This window comes from Parcubacteria group bacterium, assembly GCA_041660065.1.
Taxonomy (GTDB): domain Bacteria; phylum Patescibacteriota; class Minisyncoccia; order Moranbacterales.
In genome coordinates this window covers 61,464-78,636 of record JBAZXC010000005.1, presented here as the reverse complement: position 1 = coordinate 78,636, position 17,173 = coordinate 61,464, and the positions used below count along the sequence as shown (strand labels likewise).

General features: G+C 38.4%; 19 protein-coding genes and 2 tRNA genes. 10 read left to right on the top strand and 11 right to left on the bottom strand.

The genetic code is table 11. The annotated features are described in order from the left end of the window. Positions 1-278 precede the first annotated feature (278 nt). Together WC819_05540 and WC819_05535 are read right to left on the bottom strand one after the other, a co-directional pair. Entirely contained in the window at positions 279-1,619 is a 1,341-nt protein-coding gene (locus tag WC819_05540) for a Fic family protein (GenBank protein MFA5986780.1), read from the bottom strand. Between the two features lie 302 nt (positions 1,620-1,921). Beyond that, positions 1,922-2,305 (bottom strand): hypothetical protein, encoded by a 384-nt coding sequence (locus WC819_05535; protein ID MFA5986779.1) that lies wholly within the window; start codon positions 2,303-2,305, stop codon positions 1,922-1,924. A gap of 345 nt (positions 2,306-2,650) precedes the next feature. Between WC819_05535 and WC819_05530 the strand changes: the two genes are divergently transcribed. After that, on the top strand, positions 2,651-3,241 hold the full coding sequence (locus tag WC819_05530) for a hypothetical protein (GenBank protein ID MFA5986778.1): 591 nt from the start codon (positions 2,651-2,653) through the stop codon (positions 3,239-3,241). After that, on the top strand, positions 3,234-5,069 hold the full coding sequence (locus WC819_05525; protein ID MFA5986777.1) for a hypothetical protein: 1,836 nt from the start codon (positions 3,234-3,236) through the stop codon (positions 5,067-5,069). Before WC819_05530 ends, WC819_05525 begins: the two co-directional genes overlap by 8 nt. Positions 5,070-5,272: 203 nt before the next feature. Here WC819_05525 and WC819_05520 read toward each other — a convergent pair whose 3' ends face one another. The 6 genes from WC819_05520 to WC819_05495 all read right to left on the bottom strand — a co-directional run bounded on the left by WC819_05520 (position 5,273) and on the right by WC819_05495 (position 8,488). Next, positions 5,273-5,509: a hypothetical protein gene (locus WC819_05520; protein MFA5986776.1), complete on the bottom strand. Its 237-nt coding sequence runs from the start codon at positions 5,507-5,509 to the stop codon at positions 5,273-5,275. 11 nt (positions 5,510-5,520) lie between these two features. After that, on the bottom strand, positions 5,521-5,877 hold the full coding sequence (locus WC819_05515) for a hypothetical protein (protein MFA5986775.1): 357 nt from the start codon (positions 5,875-5,877) through the stop codon (positions 5,521-5,523). A gap of 19 nt (positions 5,878-5,896) precedes the next feature. After that, entirely contained in the window at positions 5,897-6,277 is a 381-nt protein-coding gene (locus WC819_05510) for a hypothetical protein (GenBank protein ID MFA5986774.1), read from the bottom strand. Positions 6,278-6,538: 261 nt separating this feature from the next. Next, complete coding sequence (locus WC819_05505) at positions 6,539-7,408, bottom strand: hypothetical protein (GenBank protein ID MFA5986773.1); 870 nt, start codon at positions 7,406-7,408, stop codon at positions 6,539-6,541. Between the two features lie 250 nt (positions 7,409-7,658). After that, positions 7,659-7,731: transfer RNA gene (locus tag WC819_05500), tRNA-Gly, on the bottom strand. Between the two features lie 52 nt (positions 7,732-7,783). Continuing rightward, a complete protein-coding gene (locus WC819_05495; GenBank protein MFA5986772.1) occupies positions 7,784-8,488 on the bottom strand; it encodes an FAD-dependent oxidoreductase in 705 nt (234 codons plus the stop codon). Between the two features lie 112 nt (positions 8,489-8,600). On the opposite strand from WC819_05495, the gene WC819_05490 reads away from it, so the two are divergent. The 3 genes from WC819_05490 to infB all read left to right on the top strand — a co-directional run bounded on the left by WC819_05490 (position 8,601) and on the right by infB (position 11,685). Continuing rightward, positions 8,601-9,338 (top strand): thioredoxin domain-containing protein, encoded by a 738-nt coding sequence (locus WC819_05490; protein MFA5986771.1) that lies wholly within the window; start codon positions 8,601-8,603, stop codon positions 9,336-9,338. Between the two features lie 80 nt (positions 9,339-9,418). Continuing rightward, entirely contained in the window at positions 9,419-9,901 is a 483-nt protein-coding gene (locus tag WC819_05485) for a DUF4446 family protein (protein ID MFA5986770.1), read from the top strand. Positions 9,902-9,924: 23 nt separating this feature from the next. Further along, complete coding sequence (gene infB / locus WC819_05480) at positions 9,925-11,685, top strand: translation initiation factor IF-2 (protein ID MFA5986769.1); 1,761 nt, start codon at positions 9,925-9,927, stop codon at positions 11,683-11,685. A 105-nt stretch (positions 11,686-11,790) separates the two neighbouring features. Here infB and WC819_05475 read toward each other — a convergent pair whose 3' ends face one another. The 3 genes from WC819_05475 to WC819_05465 all read right to left on the bottom strand — a co-directional run bounded on the left by WC819_05475 (position 11,791) and on the right by WC819_05465 (position 13,951). Then, positions 11,791-12,396: a PEP-CTERM sorting domain-containing protein gene (locus WC819_05475; GenBank protein MFA5986768.1), complete on the bottom strand. Its 606-nt coding sequence runs from the start codon at positions 12,394-12,396 to the stop codon at positions 11,791-11,793. A gap of 146 nt (positions 12,397-12,542) precedes the next feature. After that, the gene (locus WC819_05470; protein MFA5986767.1) at positions 12,543-13,439 is read right to left on the bottom strand and encodes a cysteine synthase family protein; all 897 of its coding nucleotides are present in this window, start codon (positions 13,437-13,439) and stop codon (positions 12,543-12,545) included. Between the two features lie 197 nt (positions 13,440-13,636). Beyond that, positions 13,637-13,951 (bottom strand): hypothetical protein, encoded by a 315-nt coding sequence (locus tag WC819_05465; GenBank protein MFA5986766.1) that lies wholly within the window; start codon positions 13,949-13,951, stop codon positions 13,637-13,639. 112 nt (positions 13,952-14,063) lie between these two features. On the opposite strand from WC819_05465, the gene WC819_05460 reads away from it, so the two are divergent. The 5 genes from WC819_05460 to WC819_05440 all read left to right on the top strand — a co-directional run bounded on the left by WC819_05460 (position 14,064) and on the right by WC819_05440 (position 17,124). Further along, complete coding sequence (locus WC819_05460) at positions 14,064-15,521, top strand: HDIG domain-containing metalloprotein (GenBank protein MFA5986765.1); 1,458 nt, start codon at positions 14,064-14,066, stop codon at positions 15,519-15,521. A gap of 103 nt (positions 15,522-15,624) precedes the next feature. Then, on the top strand, positions 15,625-15,921 hold the full coding sequence (locus tag WC819_05455) for a hypothetical protein (protein ID MFA5986764.1): 297 nt from the start codon (positions 15,625-15,627) through the stop codon (positions 15,919-15,921). Positions 15,922-16,027: 106 nt separating this feature from the next. Continuing rightward, positions 16,028-16,111 (top strand) — tRNA-Leu (locus tag WC819_05450). Positions 16,112-16,314: 203 nt separating this feature from the next. Next, complete coding sequence (locus WC819_05445) at positions 16,315-16,653, top strand: hypothetical protein (protein MFA5986763.1); 339 nt, start codon at positions 16,315-16,317, stop codon at positions 16,651-16,653. Positions 16,654-16,776: 123 nt separating this feature from the next. Then, positions 16,777-17,124 carry a hypothetical protein gene (locus tag WC819_05440; protein ID MFA5986762.1) on the top strand — a complete coding sequence of 116 codons (348 nt, stop codon included), beginning with the start codon at positions 16,777-16,779 and terminating at the stop codon, positions 17,122-17,124. Positions 17,125-17,173: the final 49 nt, after the last annotated feature.

The window sequence follows — 17,173 nt, the reverse complement described above, 5'->3', positions numbered from 1 at the left end:
TATGGATGGTTTCCTCTATTGTGTTTCTTCTCATAGAATTTATGGTAATGATGATGCAAATATGCATCCCACCATATCACATGAGATCTAAAACCTAAAGGTAACCCTAATTGCTGCAATTGTAACAATAAAAGTCAACGTTCAGTTCGAACGTTGCATGAAGGGTATAACAAAAAGCCCCATGAAATGGAGCTTTTTTGAGTCTGAGCCGAGTAGGCAATGACGTTTGAACTTTTTACAGGAAAGATATAGCACTGCAAGAATATATAATACCTGATTTAGTGAAATAATATCTTTATTTTACTAGTTCCATAGTAATATACGTGTCGACCTTGTTTTTGCGATTCCAAAAAACCCTTAGACACCAAGTTTTTTAAGTCCTTACTCGCAGTCATCTTCGCAATTTGATTTACATTCATATGAGCACCAAGAGTAGTTCTTTCCTCGGGATTTCCAAATAGATATTGTAATAATTGAACTTGTCTCATGTTTAAGTTATACTCTGTTTCACTTTTTTGATTCATTTCAACATTTTTCTCTGACTGATGTTTCAAATATGTCTTAAACTCCTCAACTGCCATTCTAATTTTTCTCATATTATAGTCCAAGAAATATGTCATATCATTATCATCTTGCTCACTATAAACATAAGCCATTTTATACTGCTTCTTTGAATTTTTAATAACCTTTGAGACAGGCAGATATGCAAACGCCCAATAATTATTTTTAATTAGATACCAATAAAATAGCAACCTCGCCAACCTTCCATTTCCATCAGTAAACGGATGCAAATATCCCATCCAAAAATGAATCATAATAGCCTTTAGAACTGGGTGGATGAATGATTCATTTTTGTTTTTATTATTTGCAAAATCAATCAATATTTTCAATTCCTTTTTAACAAATTCAATATTCGGACCTTCATGATATATCACATCATCAATTTCATCGGTCACATAGATAGGCTCGCCCACATTTCTCAATCTTGGTTTTTCTCCTTGAGAATCAACCGTTTCTTTTGTTATTAGTGAATGCAATTCCATAATCAAATCCAGACTCATTTCCTCGTCTTTAAACCTATCTTCTATTTGTTTCATTGAAAGATAGTTATTGACGATCATTTGTTCTGATTTATTTGATGGCTTTCTACCTTCTCTCAACATTTTTTTTGCTGCATGTCTGCTAGTAGCAGCTCCTTCTAATTGAGAAGATGCAATGGCCTCTTCCATTATTCCTCTACTGATCAATTTCTGTTTACTAGCTTTATTTAATTCCCCAGAACCAACAAAAAGCTCTCCGCCTGTATGCATATCCAGTTCGTGAAAAAACTCTTCAAAATAATCAAGTCGTGACCATTTAAAATATATTTCATTTTTATCTTTGATTGGAGAAATCTCCTGTGAAGATCTAAACATTTTTATTAACTTCCAAAGCATTTCTTTCGAAATGCCCTTTGGAGATGGCTCTTTATATTGCACCTTGTCCCAAAATAAATATTCTGATTTATTTACTTTTTTAACAAAATCAAAAACTTCCAGAGCATGATCACCTTCTAGAATTTTTATGATTTCTTCATTTTCTATTTTTGATAAATCTGGCTTTTTGAGCTTAAAAAACATATAATATTGTATAGGTATAATTATACCTATATTATACCTATATTATACCTTTTGTCAATATAGGTATAGTTATACCTAATTTATACCTATACTATACCTATTTTATTTGTTTTTATAACAAAAAGCCCCATTTCATGGGACTTTTTTGTCTGAGCCGCGTAGGTAATGCCTGTCCGCCTTTGGAGGGACGTTCGAACTCTTTATGGTGAAAGTGACACTTTGAAATACTTTGCTTTTCAAAAAGAAAAACCTCACCAATCACTGTTGTGACCGATGAGGTTTTAAATTTGAGAATTTTATAGCTAGATTGATATTTGCAATTCTTGAATTTTTTTACAAAAGTCGATGGCTTCGTTCTGACTTTTTTTTGCAGATATAACATCATCTAGGCTTCCAATCTCAGATTTTATTTGAGCAGCAACATCGATCAGATCATCATCTGAAGATGTGTCTAAATTGACATTGCGCAAAAGTGCAACCATTTTCTTTTTTTTGCCATCGCAATTGTTAAATACTTCGTTGACTCTTTTGCAAATAAAAAATGCCATTGAACCTTCATATCTGCTTTCCTTCATCTTTTTTCGCAACCTAACGGCTTCCGAATCCGTCACACCCATTCCTTTTTGCGAAAGATCAGATTTTTTAAAGCCACTAACAAACTTTTCTGCCAATTCATTCCAGTTCATAGATTCTCTCCCTTTATATTAAATTCAAAAATATTTATATTTTTAAGTATACAAAACGTTTCATAATAGCATAATATTTGTTATTTGTCCACTCTAGTTCGAACGTTGCATAGTGGGTACCAAAAAAAGCCCCATTTAATGGGACTTTTTTATCTGAGCCGAGTAGGTAATGCCTGTCCACCCCACCTACCGGCAGGCAGGCTCTGAAGAGCTGTCCGAACTTTTTGTGGCAAAAATTCTCAAACAAAACTTTGTTTTAAAAATCAAAAAACAAGTATAAAAACCTCATGTGCTATTAAGTCAATAATATGTTAAATTTTATATACATCATTAAATATTGAAAATATGCTTAAATCAACAATTTATCTCGTCCTGATATGCATTATAACAATATTTTCAGGTTGCTCTAAAAGTGATGGTGAAGGCATAAAATTTGACTTAGAAAATCCAAAATTAGGAGAAACCACTCCCGAACAACAAGAAAAAATTAACGAGTTTGATAAATCTCAAAATGAGCTACTGAAAGCGGAGGAAGAAAAAAATGGTCAAGAAGAACTTACAAAGTGCGAAAATATCAAAAAAAATTGTAAATTAAAAATTGTGGCAATAGGCACAGAAGAAATAGAGATTTTTAACGATAATGGAACTTCTTGGGGAAAAATCAGAGGCGACAGGACTAAAGCAATTGAAAGTTGTAAGGATGAAATTAAAAAAGATAAAAAGTATATAGATGAGAAGAAATCTGAATTGGATGATTATAGCAAAGGTGGCGACATATATGACGTAATAAAAAGAAGCATTGAGCGCAAAAAGGATAATATAGACAGGAATGAGAAAATAATCAAAAAAGTAGAAGCCTTGATTGTGACAGAAAAAAATCAAAAAAATGCCTTATTAACTGACGAGTGTAAAGACTATGAGATTCCTTGTGAGTAATTTTTTCAAAAAATCAAATCTAATAGCAGTGATTTTTTGCTGTTTTTATTTTTTTATTACTCTCGCATCCACAGCAAGTATTGATTATAAAAATTTCAAATATTGGGGAAATGCAATAACTACCGATGAGATGGCACATATTCCGAGTGGTTATTATTATTTAAAAACAGGAAAATATTTTTTAAACGTTGAACATCCTCCCCTCATAAAAGATTTATCAGCATTACCACTTTTGCTCTATAAACCTCATTTTCCGGAAATAAAGGAAGATAAAACCATCGATGAGGGTGTTCTTTGGCATCAATATCCTCCAAAAGAATTTACCTTCTCAAAAAACCTTGAAATACAAAATGCTCAATGGGACTGGGCTGCAATATTTCTATTTAATCCAAAAAACGATCCGAGTTTAATTACCTTTTTGGCAAGATTATCAGTTATAATTTTTAATACAATTTTTTTATTTCTGCTATATTTATTCTTATCAAAGACATGGAGCAAAAGGATTGCTCTCGTGTCTTTGTTTTCAATAGTTTTCTTACAATTTAATATTGCCCAAGGATCTTTAGTGGCAATGGATTTTATGTCCTCCCTTTTGCAAATGATTGCAATTGTCACATTTTCTATATATATTCGAAATTTTGTAAAGAAAAAATATTACTTTAAATCATTATTGACATCAATATTTTTTTTATCACTTGCACTTCTTTCAAAATTTTCTTCAATTATTTTGATTCCAACAATATTTATCGGAGGTCTAATCTATGTCATAACCAAACAAAGAAATTTAACCCATATTGCTAAGTACTTTTTAAATTTCATCATCTTTATTGGATTAAACTTTTTTGTCATTGCTATTTATTATTATTTCCATACATACAACATGGAGGGTAGGGATATAATTGCTCAAATAAATTATTTACATCCAGATAAAACCCTCTTGAACTTAAAGGATATTTTAATTATATCCGCAGACAATTCTTTTTTAAAGGGAGCCACTCAATATATTTCTGGTATTTTAATGGTTTTTTCCAGGTTAGATGTTGCTTATCAGCAGATATATTTCATGGGAAATTTCTATGGATCTGAGGGGGCCGGATTATTATACTTTCCAATTCTATACTTAACAAAAATGCCAATTGGATTATTACTATTGAATTTATTTGGAATTTTAATTGTAATTTGGAAATTTTTCTCATCACATGAGCCCCTAAAAGATAGATTTGTAAATTTTTTGAAAAACCCCTTAATGTTATTCTTTCTCATTTTTATTTATTTATTCACAGTTACAACAATTTCTTCTAATTTACAAATAGGACTGCGACATATATTGCCTATAATTTTTGCAATAACCATTCTAACTGCAAAAGCAATTGGCTCTTTTTGGAATGAGGAAGTTCTTAAAATAAAAATTAAATACTTTTTTATAATAATTTTTTCAAGTATATTTTTATCAGTCATGTTATCTTTTCCGAATTATTTAGAATATTACAATTTCTTTGGACATGGAACGACCAACGGATACAAAATTGCAACTGACTCAAATTATGATTGGGGTCAAGGTACCAAAAAAATAGTCAAATTTGTAGAAAAAAATAAAATTGATCAAATATATATCGATGTAGATGCTGAGGCCGATATTCCTCTTTATTGGTATTTAGGAGATAAAATCAAAATTATTGATATTAAAAAAGATTCCATTCCCTCCTCTGGATCATACCTAGCACTATCAATGACAAATTATGAAACCCTCAGAGAAAAATATCCTTCCATCAAAAAAATAGGAGGTGAACGAATTGATGAAACAATAATAATTATTCAAATTCCTTAATTTATTAGAAATCAACAGTAGTTCGACCTTTGCATATTGGGCACAAAAAAGCCCCATTTCATGGGACTTTTTTGTCTGAGCCGCGTAGGTAATGACGTTCGAACTTTTTGTAACCAAAATACTGATTTTATACAATTTTTTGAAAAATAAAAACCTCACCGATCACTGCTGTGACCGATGAGGTTGTTCCTGAGAATATACACCTACAACTTTGTAGCCTCTGCTTTCCGATCGCGAAAAATTTCAGGTTCTTCTTGTACAACATGTACCTGATCAAGATCATATAGGATCTCGTAGCTTGCTCCCCTTTTCAATGTGTTCATGGTTTGTGCTGGCAATCCTTCGACGAGCAATTTCACATGCCCTGATTGAAACACTTTCGGAAAATCAGCCCCACCCGGTCCCGACATACACACCCCAACAAAACTCGCCTTCTCCATCGCATTTTCTCCTATTTAACAACCAATACTTTTATTCTGGAATGATCCCAAATCATTCCTCGATCAAGTTGCAGTTTTGTAAAAACCAAGCCCTCTTCATCAGAGCTTGCAATACATGAAACAATTAGATCATCACCATCATGTTCAATGCAATCAGGATGAGTGGCAATAAGATAGCCGTCCTGCCGATGCAGGAACCGTTGATGATTTTCAAAAATATATTCCAACATTTCAGCATCAACAAGCCTCCATCTATTTCCTTGCATTTTATCATTCAGACCCGGTCTTCCAGAAAAACCAAGTACACTTCCTCCATGATGAAACCATAGACAATCTAACTTTGAAAATTGTTTTTCTCTTGGCAACATGTAGTTTACCTCCGCCTGACTAATTCAGATGTTTGTCAAAAACGTATTGCAATAATTTGTTTGTAATCCGCAAAATTTGAGGCGCTCCATCAACCATGTGTGTGTTTTCTGGACAAGCACACTCGCCACGATAACTCTCCATGATCATGTAACCTCCATCAAGAAGTCGACGTAAACCAGAATAATTTTGAGGACCAAAACAATTATTTTGCATCACATTGTTACCCACCCAAGAAAACGCATCACTTTTTTTGCGAAAATTGAGATCGCTGGCACAAATTGTTTGGTGGACAATCGCCTCTGTTTCAGAATTTTGCCAAATACTATCCATGAGGGCATGCTGATTTTTTCGTAGATGCTCCGCAATTGCCAATAACATGGCTGTGTCAATTTTTTCCATATCTCCACCTTTTAAGTTAGATTTTGCCACAAATGTGAGACTCCACTAAAAAATAAAAGAACACATGAACTTAAAAAGATAGCATAAAATAAATCAAAAGTCAACGTCCAGTTCGAACGTTGCATGAAGGGTATACAAAAAAGCACCATGAAATGGAGCTTTTTGAGCCTGAGCCGAGTAGGTAATATCTGTCCGCCTTTGGAGGGATGTTCGAATTTTTTGTGGTGAAAACTCTAATATCAATTCATATATTTACAATATTTAGAATTGGAAAATAGCCATTCTATCCTCCCAATTTGGATATTTTTCCTCTATAAGTCTTGCAACAGCTAAAGACAAAACGTGACTCTCATTGTATACATGCCCTTCTATTGAAAAATCATGATTGTTTTCTTTGTTGAATGTTTCCAGCATCTTTTGTGGATCTCTGAAAAATTCTTGCGATTTTATATCTAATTTATTGTGCATATCATTATTTATACCACTTCTTTTACAAAATTCTCTTTGATATAAAAAGGCATATATTTCAGCTATTTGTTGTCTTTTAAAAGTAAATTTTTCCATTTCAACATATTGATAATATTCTTTAACAAGTGGAATAATTATATCTTTTAATTTTTTTCTGTATTCATTGGCGACATCTGTTTTTCCATCAACTTCTTCATATTCACCAAATTTATCAAAATATTTTAAATCAAATTGATTGTGTGCGATTTCATGTGCAATAAACTCTTCATATGTAATGACATCATCAAAGAAATCGACCTCAAAAATTCTTTTTTCCTTGAGAGCCTTTTTCATATGAATTTCAAAATCCTCACGTGGTGCAATTTCTACAAAATCTCTTCGACGACCTTGTACAAAGTCATCATCTTTATAATCATCTTTATCAACTTCTACTACATTATTTTTTGTAAATCTGTATTTTTTACCATTGTTTCCTTGCGCGGTCAAAATAATTTGAGTTAGATATTCTTGATCGAATAAATTTGTTGTATAAATAATATTTATTGCTTCAGCAACTCGCTTTTGCATCTCAGAAATCTTCTCACGTTCAAAATTATCTGCCATTTCTAATTTTGCAGTCTGATCAATATCTTTATTATCTCGTAATAATTTTTCAACATCCATATCTTAATTTTACCATATTTCGACCTTACCATGTCCAGTACCAAAAAAGCCCCATCTCATGGGACTTTTTTGTCTGAGCGGGTGAAGGGAAATCTCACGCGCGATTTTGCAAATCGCTTTTCAAACCCCTCGGTTTGAATAATTCCGCCACGGGAAAAATTCTTTTTCCCAACCCCCTTTTAATTCGATTCCCTTCCACCAAGACAAAATCAAAAAAAGTCCCAATGTGGAACTCTTTTTGATTTCGATGAGCGGGTGAAGGGAATCGAACCCTCGTCCTCAGCTTGGAAGGCTGATATAATAAGCCACTATACGACACCCGCACTTCGCCAGAGGCTTCGGCGGGCATGCCCGCGAGCGCTCTTGCGTTATTTTCTATCCGAAATTGTCAAAGATGATCTTTTCTTTTGGTACGTTTAGCTCTGTCAGAACGTCACGAATGGCTGTGATAAACTCTCCCGTACCTACAACATAGTACATCTGATTGGTGATGTCGTCAACATTTTCTTTGATCATTTCCGCATTAATGCGTCCCCTTGCGCCCTCCCATTCCCCTTCTTCGCGGGTCAATGTGTGTATCAATTTGAAATTTTGCAATGAGATCGCATCCATATCTTCTCGCAAAACAATATCCGCTTTTGTTTTATTTGAAAAGATCACTGTGACCGGGCGAAACGATTTGATGTGTTCTTCTTGTTTGAGCATGGATCGCACAGGCGTAATCCCCACCCCTGCGATCAGAAACGTGATCGGTTGATGGAGATTTTCCGGAATTGACACATGTCCCAATGGTCCTTTGATCAAGATCTCATCTCCCACATTCATCGCACGCATGTTTTTCTTGAATGCACTTTCACTGTCGCGCATGACAAACATCAGTCGATCTTCATATGGCGCAGAAGCAATTGACAGAGCGCGCATGCTCGGTCGATCATCACGATTGACCGGTTGCGCAAAATCCAAAAATACATACTGTCCGGCAACAAAATCAAAACCATCCGGTTTTTCAAAAAAATATTGGTACGTCTGCGGAGCGATTTCCCTTCGCTCCAATAATGGTGCAGTTGATTGAGTGATCATTTGTATAAAAATTATCGAATAATCATGATACCTCCTATCATAATGAATTTTTACCACTTGCGCAATTTTTGTGAAATGCGTACACTAAATGACGTAATGATAAACATATCTTATGGAAAAACATACGACGCATTGGCCTTCATTTTGGCATGGATTCATAGTGGCGCTTGCAGTCATCCTTTTTGGCCTCCTCGGTCTCACGGTCACAGATCATCTATCATTTGATGCACCCCAAAAAAATCCCGTAACAACTGCGCAAAAAACATCACCAGAAAAAAAAGATACGACACAATCGACAGAGGAAATCATCACATCCCTCGGGCTTGATGTTGAAAAGATCCGCACATGTGTTTCAGAAAAAACTTATGCAGACAAAGTGCAAAGTGACAGCGACAGTGGTACAAAAGCCGGCGTTAAAGGCACACCACACAGTTTTGTTTTGACCAATCACGCAATCTATGAAATTCCTGGTGCTTATGACGAAAAAGGCATGCGCACATTTTTTGACGATCTCCTCGCCGGGAAAAATCCCAAAGCAAAGGACATCAGCGCCACGACAGAGCTCACCCCCATCGCCGATAATGATTGGACATCTGGAAAAGACGACGCACGCATTACCGTCATAATGTATTCCGACATGGACTGTCCGTACTGCAAAAAATTTCACACCTCTATTTCCCACATTATGCCGGATTATCCCGATACGATTCGCTGGGCATTTCGCCACATGCCGATCGATGAATCGCATCCACATGCCCGTGAAAAAGCTGAAACTGCCGAATGTGTCGGCGCAATTGGCGGAAAAGACAAATTTTGGGAATTTCTTGATCTGATGTACGCACAAAAATAATTGGTAATCTTCGGACTTTTTGCTTTACAAGTGCGAATTTTGATGCTATTGTGACAAATAATCGTATCAGAATCACTTTTATGTTTGCCCCCTCTTTTGCATTCTCCACCATTGATATTGTCGCCATAGCTTTTTCTGTGATTGCCTGCATATGCGGAATTATCGCACTGATCAAAGTGCGTGCATGCCACAAAGCACTCTCAGCATTATGCGCCGGTAAAAAAGGCATCGCTTTGGAGGATATTGTCATGCATAACAATAAACGCATTCATGAATTTGACACGGAAATTCATGAATTATTTCAGATTTCCAATACGATCAATGCACATGCACATAAGGCACTTCACAAGGTTAGTCTTGTCAAATTCAATCCTTTTCATGATTATAGTGGCAATCAGAGCTTTGCATTGGCCCTTCTCAACAGCAAAGACAATGGGATGATCATCTCATCAATCCACACGCGAGAAGGAACCCGCATTTATACCAAAGAAATCCAGAACGGTGCTCCTGTAAACAATGAACTGACCACCGAAGAAAAAGAAGCCATCACAACAGCACAATAATCTCCTAAATCCTTTTACACACCATGACTGAAAAAATCGTACATATTGCACCCACTGTTACCGTAAAGAAATTTTCCGAGCTTTTGGACATGCCTGCTACGGCAGTCATCACGGAATTAATGAGAAATGGGATCATGGCAACGATCAATGAGGAGATCGACTTCGATACTGCATCGATCATTGCCGAGTATCTCGGATTTCACGTAGAAGAAGACCTCGAAGTTGCAGATGATGAGATGTTGACGATCGAGAAATTACTCGATATTTGCGCAAAAGAAAAAAATTCCGGAGAAAAATTGGACGGCCGTCCTCCTATTGTCACGATCTTGGGACATGTAGACCACGGCAAAACCACTCTTCTCGATGCGATCCGCAAAACATCGGTTGCAAGTGGCGAATCCGGCGGAATCACACAGCATATTAGTGCATACCAGGTCAAAAAACGTGGGAAGGTCCTCACGTTTATCGATACACCCGGACATGAAGCTTTTTCTGCAATGCGCGAACGTGGCGTATCAATAGCTGATATCGCGATTCTTGTCGTCGCTGCGGACGATGGTGTGCGACCACAGACCAAAGAAGTGATCACCTATCTCAAAGAAAAAGGCATCCCGACGATCGTTGCGATCAATAAGATCGACAAACCAAATGCGAACCCTGCACGCGTAAAACAAGAGCTTGCAGAACTTGAGATCGTGATCGAGGAATGGGGTGGCAAAGTGATGTGCAATGAGATCAGTGCAAAGAATAATATCGGCATCACGGATCTGTTGGAAAGCATTATCCTCTTGGCAGAAGTTGAAGATTTCAAAGCAAATGAAAAACGCGACGGCCTCGCTGTTGTACTCGAATCACACAAAGATGACCAAAAAGGACCTGTTGCAACAGTCGTGGTCAAAACCGGCATATTGAAAGTGGGTCAAGATATCAACGTTGGCAAAACATATGGGCGCATTCGTCACATGGAAGATCATCGTGGCAACACGATCGAAAAAGCGACACCGTCCATGCCTGCAACGATCTATGGACTTTTGGACACAGCGGAAACCAATGATATCGTGCAAGTGGCAAATGCAAAACGCAGTGCGCGACTCAAATCACGCGAAATGGCAATTCGCCTTGCCGGCGACAAAAAAACCGTCAAAAGCATCACTGACAACGATGGCATCCCCAAATACAACGTCATCATCAAATCAGATGTACAAGGATCCATTGAGGCGATCGAGCAAATTCTCGCAACGATCCCGCAGACAAAGGTTGCGATCAGTTTCATCGACACCGGTGTGGGCAATGTCACAGAATCTGATATCAAGATGGCACAAAGCTCCGACGCAACGATCTATGGATTTAGCGTCACGACAAGTCCTGTAGCAAAACGCATGGCCGAAGATGCAAAAGTAACCGTTTTAAACTACAAGGTCATTTATGAACTCGTTGATCATGTCAAAAATACACTTCTCTCCATGCTCCCGGATGAAATTGAACGTACAGACGTTGGCGAATTGGAAGTGCTCGGCATCTTCCGCACAGAGAAAAAGCAGATGATCGTTGGCGGACGCGTAAAGAAAGGTAAGGTCGTTTCCAAAAATGCAAAAATTGATGTCTATCGGGGTGAAAACCTCATCGGCACAGGCAACCTCGCAAATCTTCAACACAACAAAGTCAATGTGGATGAAGTAAAGAGAGACAAAGAGTGTGGCATCACATTTGACGGCGAAACCAAGATCAAAGCCGGCGACACATTCAAGATCTATACGGAAATATTGAAAGAAAAAGTTCTATAATTCAGAAGGATCAGAAAACACCTCAAGCACTTGAGGTGTTTTTTGTATATAAAAAGCCCCAAATGTACACATTCAGGGCCTGACCTAGATAAAAAATGAGGAATATTACATCTTTTTGCGACGACTTGCGCCAAAAAGACCCGCAAGACCGGTGCCCAGAAGGATTATTGTTGCCGGTTCCGGCACAGGGTCAGTCGGTCTTACCACATTCAACTTACATGTGAAACCATTGACCCGCATATCATCGAAATCCTGATCACCACCACCAAGCAAATCTTCAAGGCTCACTGCAATACTATAGTTATTCCATGCAAGCTGTACATGCTGTATGCCTGTGTCGACAGACATGCCATTGGCAAATTGATTGAGTGACATGTCACTGAACCAGCGATAATCGACTGCTGTATCATCCTTGCCACCGGTATGCACATCAAAATAAAACCCAAAGCCTTCACTGAGATAACTCCACTGTGACGATTTCACGGTTTTAAGTCCGCCAAATGGCTCATCCACATAGTTAAAGATTTGCAAAGTCTTTGACGGATCACTCATCGCATAGAGTCCAAAACTGGACTCATACGAAGCATTCTCCAAAATATCCGCAAAGGTAATTTTGTCCGTAGAAAAATACGGGGCCGAGGTTGCACCAGCACTTGTAACAAAACCACAGAGTGCCAGCAGTAAAACAATTTTTGCAAAAATCTTTCCCATCTCGGGTCCTCCTTTTTGATTTTTTTGTTCCTGTTTTCCCTTGCCAATTTTACCTTGAGCTCATCACCTCCTTTAATATCTATTTGTTAGTAAAAAGAACCGAACTGATATACTACAGTATACAGCAAGAATGTCAATTTTCATTGCTAACCCGCAAAAAGTGTTGTGCTCACATATTTTTCTGCACGATCAGGAAATATTATCACAATGCGCCCCCTATCGATCTTTTGTGCAATCTCTCTTGCCGCTACAAGTGCCGCGCCACTGCTCATGCCGACAGAGATGCCTTCATGTAACATCACTTTCCGCGCCATGTCAAATGCATCTTCCGACTCCACCATTACTCTTTCATCGATCATCGTTGCATCGTAGATCGCCGGCACCAATGCTTCTTCAAGATTTTTGAGCCCCTGAATATAATGTCCTTTTACAGGATGCGCCTCTACCACTTTGATATGTGCATCGTGATCTTTCAAGCCTTTTCCGATGCCCATAATCGTGCCTGATGTTCCCAGCGCAGAGACCATATAATCAATACGACCATCCATTTGCTTCCACATTTCTTCTGCTGTTGTACGATAATGGGCCAGTTTGTTATATGCATTGGAGAATTGGTCTGGGTTGAAATATTTTTCGGGAAATTTTTTTACAAGTGCACGCACATGCATGATCGCGCCATCTGTTCCTTTTGTGCCATCTGTAAGAATTACTTTCGCCCCATATGCTTTGATCAATTTTTGTCGCTCAATAGAAACAGCACTGCTCATGACCACATGCACACCATATCCTTTGATTGCGCCGATCATCGCAAGTGCAATCCCCGTATTACCAGATGTCGCTTCGATGATAATTTTTTCTTTCGTCAACTTCCCCTCTCGCTCGCCTTGCTCGATCATTGCCAATGCGATCCGATCTTTGATCGATCCACTGGGATTTTGTCCTTCTAATTTTGCAAAGATCTCCACACCGTCTTTTTTGATCACATGATTGATCTTTACCATCGGTGTATGACCGATCAATCCCACTATATTTTTATAAATCATATTTTTTCTTTTAAGAAATTACATTTTTACAAACAAAAAACCCTCATCCAGTGAGAGTTGCTTTTTAAGCCATGACTTGTCTAGCGCAAAAACACAACTCTCTTAGCAAGAGTTACAACAACATGTCATGTTTTGCACAATAACCATATTCATGACACAACAGTAACACAAATCAATTTTCAATGCAAAAACGTCTATTAAAAAAACCATTTAAAACTCAAAAGTACCACAAAAACAATAATAGAAATACCTATAAAGAATAGGATGTCAGCAATGAGTTCACTCCTCACGCCCTCTTTTATTTTTTGTTTTTTCAAAGAAAAAAATGAAAAGAAGCAACTAAATGCAAAAATGATCGCAGCCAAGCCCGTTATTTCATCAAAATATGTTTTTTCTGCAAACTGTGCTGTTCGAAGATAGGCAACAATGAAAAAACACAAACCAAGCATATTTGTCGCTGTATTGAGTATATGGGGTGATGTGGTATTCCTATAACTATCAGATTTTTGCATACAATTATCTATAAATAACCTCTTACGCCAACAATTGATACGTTATCCCACTAAAAAAATTCATATATCACACCTGGCATGAAAAAGAAAAATGCGGTACCATAAAGAACATATGATCACAAAAATACCGCAGGAAGTGAAGGATGTCATGAAAGCGCTTGTTGACGCCGGATTTGAGGCGTATATCGTCGGTGGCTGTGTGCGAGACCTCACGATCGATCATGAGCCAAAAGACTGGGACATCACAACCAATGCACATCCGCATGAGGTGCAAGCACTATTTCCTGAGAGTTTTTATGAAAACGATTTTGGCACCGTCGGTGTCAAAGTTGCACCGTTTCTCAGCGTTGGCAAATCGGATCGTGAGCACGACGTGATCGAAGTGACCACATATCGCATTGAATCCACATATTCCGATCGCAGACGACCGGATGATGTGCAATTTGCCAAGACGCTCATGGAAGATCTTTCTCGTAGAGACTTTACGATGAATGCACTCGCACTTGATATCAACAACAACCTCATCGACCCATTTGACGGGCAAAAAGACACGCGTGATCACATCATCCGCTGTGTCGGCGATCCGCAAGAACGCTTTGAAGAGGATGCCCTGCGCATGATCCGTGCCGTACGATTTGCCGCACGGTTGAATTTCACTATTGAAGAAAACACTTTCAACGCAATCAAAGAAAAAGATGCTTTGCTTATGCACGTTTCTATGGAACGCATCCGAGATGAATTCACCAAGATCGTCATGAGCGATCATGTGGCACACGGCATACAAATGCTCTATGACACTGGCCTCCTCACGCATTTTCTCCCCGAACTCATACATGGGGTCGACGTCGAGCAAAATCACCACCATACACTGACTGTATGGGAGCACAGTCTCCAAGCAGTGCAAACATGCCCGAGCAAAAAATTGGAGGTGCGTCTCGCAACTCTTTTTCACGACATCGGCAAGCCGGAAGCCAAACAAGGTACCGGACGCGATTGCACTTTCTATAACCATGAATACATCAGTGCTCGCATGACCAAAACAATTCTTCATCGTTTGAAATTCCCTAAAAAAGTAATCGATAAAACAGTTCTGCTGGTGCGCAACCACATGTTCTACTACAGTGTGGACGAAGTGACGGAAACAGCAGTACGCCGTATCATCACCAAAGTCGGATTGGAAAATATGAAAGATCTCATGGACGTACGCATCGGAGACAGACTCGGTTCGGGCACAAAAAAGGCAAAACCCTATAAATTGCGCCATTTTGAATACATGATCGACAAAGTATCCCATGACCCCGTCAGCGTCAAAATGCTCAAGCTCAACGGTGATATCATGATCAAAGACCTCAAATTCACTCCCGGACCCCAGATTGGTGCAATTCTGAACGTACTTCTCGCTGAAGTGATCGATAACCCTGCAAAGAACACACTGGAGCAACTTTCTGCGCGCGCACTCTTGTTAAAAGATGAAAACCTTGCTACACTGGTAAATCTTGCAAAGGATAAGATCGAGGAAAAAAGATGTGAAGAAGATCAAGACATCAAGAAAAAACATTGGGTCAGCTAGATGGGTAGACGAATAGACTTTTAGAAAAGTAGACTAAAAAAAATAAATTTAAAAATTCATATACTACAATACTACAAGTCTAATATACTAACATACTAATTTTATGCGTTTCACAATTCCAAACATTTCCACAAATCCTGCCGTGGCATTGCGACGTGCCGGATATACATTTCAACACTATACAGCAGACAACGAGATGAGCTTTGTCCGTATCATGGGCAGTAGTGGTTTTCCACGATTCCACATGTATGTGACACTCACCGGACGCGATCTCAATATCAGTTTTCACATTGACCACAAAAAATACACCTACGGTGACGATACCCGCCATCACGGCGAATATGAAGAGTCTCCCGCTCTGGAACAAGAAGCGACTCGCGTGAAGGGACTTATACACTAGTATCCCAAAGATGCTTTGTCCTGCGTCTTTTTTGAAATAGTACCGTTTTATACTAGACACAGCCATCATTTTTTGATATGATTGTTTTGTTCTCCAGAAGCACCATGCTGGGGTGGCGGAATTGGTAGACGCACCAGGTTTAGGCCCTGGCGGGAGCAATCCTGTGGAGGTTCAAGTCCTCTCTCCAGCACAAATACAAAAATACATAAATCATCCCTCGCCCTGCCGAAGCCTTCGGCGAAGGAGGGTCTCCAGCACAATAAACATAAAAATCTCTTTTTGAGGTTTTTGTGTTTATAAAAATATACAACACAAAAAATTCGCGTCGTGCGATTTTTTTATTATCCGGTTCATTTACAAATGCAATAATGCACAAAACATGAGGAGTAACCGATGACATTACTTCGAAAGGAAGCTCTGGAAAAAGCGTGTGTGTATGCGGAATGTCCCATTATTCCCACTGAAATAGTTTCACGCTTTCCCAAATGGACGCATTTCCAGATCTGCGCATATCACAAACGCGTGAAGAAACAAAGCACAAAAGGAAAGCTCATTACATCTCGCAGAGTTCTCGGTTTTGTATTCATCTTTCTCGCTAGAGAAAATGGCATCGTACACGCAAAACCTGTACGAACGATCGAGATCAAACGCATGACACGGAGAAATTTTGCAAGTTACGTGCGCGGCCTCACGACAAATATGGATAATTCTCTTGTACGCGCATTCAATTAAACCCCTACAAAACCCGCATCGAACACGATACGGGTTTTACTTTATTGACACAGAAAGTGATTGGCATTATGCTCATATCATAAAAACCCGTTTTTTACCATCATTCCAACAAAGGAGCTCTGTATGCCTGAACCCAAAATGCTACGTCGCGCCCAAGTTATCAAAAGGAAAAAAGCTGCAATTCCTACTGATCTTCTCGCAAATTTTTGTGGATTTACCCACATTGCATTGAAGGTCTACTGCCGAAAGATCAAGGATCCGCAGCGGCTTTACAAAAAATCCGCGCGACCGTATGAGGGATTTATATTCATCCATCTCACAGATGCAAAAGATCACATGGATCAACGTCCTTATTGTGTGCTCCGCATCAATCATTGCTCACTTGGGCGATTTCGTGCAACTGTCGAGAGGATCTTTTCCTCTGCCGACACTATTGAGAGAATTCTCAATGAAAAAGAACTGACGCACTGATCACAATACGAAACACCTTCTCTCGCCGTGCGAGGAAGGTGTTTTTTGC

What these genes read in the sequence shown, in the direction of transcription:
- WC819_05540 (MFA5986780.1), bottom strand. Translation starts at nt 1,619, where the DNA reads ATGTTTTTTAAGCTCAAAAAGCCAGATTTATCAAAAATAGAAAATGAA.
- WC819_05535 (MFA5986779.1), bottom strand. Translation starts at nt 2,305, where the DNA reads ATGAACTGGAATGAATTGGCAGAAAAGTTTGTTAGTGGCTTTAAAAAA.
- WC819_05530 (MFA5986778.1), top strand. Translation starts at nt 2,651, where the DNA reads ATGCTTAAATCAACAATTTATCTCGTCCTGATATGCATTATAACAATA.
- WC819_05520 (MFA5986776.1), bottom strand. Translation starts at nt 5,509, where the DNA reads ATGGAGAAGGCGAGTTTTGTTGGGGTGTGTATGTCGGGACCGGGTGGG.
- WC819_05515 (MFA5986775.1), bottom strand. Translation starts at nt 5,877, where the DNA reads ATGTTGCCAAGAGAAAAACAATTTTCAAAGTTAGATTGTCTATGGTTT.
- WC819_05510 (MFA5986774.1), bottom strand. Translation starts at nt 6,277, where the DNA reads ATGGAAAAAATTGACACAGCCATGTTATTGGCAATTGCGGAGCATCTA.
- WC819_05505 (MFA5986773.1), bottom strand. Translation starts at nt 7,408, where the DNA reads ATGGATGTTGAAAAATTATTACGAGATAATAAAGATATTGATCAGACT.
- WC819_05495 (MFA5986772.1), bottom strand. Translation starts at nt 8,488, where the DNA reads ATGATCACTCAATCAACTGCACCATTATTGGAGCGAAGGGAAATCGCT.
- WC819_05490 (MFA5986771.1), top strand. Translation starts at nt 8,601, where the DNA reads ATGGAAAAACATACGACGCATTGGCCTTCATTTTGGCATGGATTCATA.
- WC819_05485 (MFA5986770.1), top strand. Translation starts at nt 9,419, where the DNA reads ATGTTTGCCCCCTCTTTTGCATTCTCCACCATTGATATTGTCGCCATA.
- infB (MFA5986769.1), top strand. Translation starts at nt 9,925, where the DNA reads ATGACTGAAAAAATCGTACATATTGCACCCACTGTTACCGTAAAGAAA.
- WC819_05475 (MFA5986768.1), bottom strand. Translation starts at nt 12,396, where the DNA reads ATGGGAAAGATTTTTGCAAAAATTGTTTTACTGCTGGCACTCTGTGGT.
- WC819_05470 (MFA5986767.1), bottom strand. Translation starts at nt 13,439, where the DNA reads ATGATTTATAAAAATATAGTGGGATTGATCGGTCATACACCGATGGTA.
- WC819_05465 (MFA5986766.1), bottom strand. Translation starts at nt 13,951, where the DNA reads ATGCAAAAATCTGATAGTTATAGGAATACCACATCACCCCATATACTC.
- WC819_05460 (MFA5986765.1), top strand. Translation starts at nt 14,064, where the DNA reads ATGATCACAAAAATACCGCAGGAAGTGAAGGATGTCATGAAAGCGCTT.
- WC819_05455 (MFA5986764.1), top strand. Translation starts at nt 15,625, where the DNA reads ATGCGTTTCACAATTCCAAACATTTCCACAAATCCTGCCGTGGCATTG.
- WC819_05445 (MFA5986763.1), top strand. Translation starts at nt 16,315, where the DNA reads ATGACATTACTTCGAAAGGAAGCTCTGGAAAAAGCGTGTGTGTATGCG.
- WC819_05440 (MFA5986762.1), top strand. Translation starts at nt 16,777, where the DNA reads ATGCCTGAACCCAAAATGCTACGTCGCGCCCAAGTTATCAAAAGGAAA.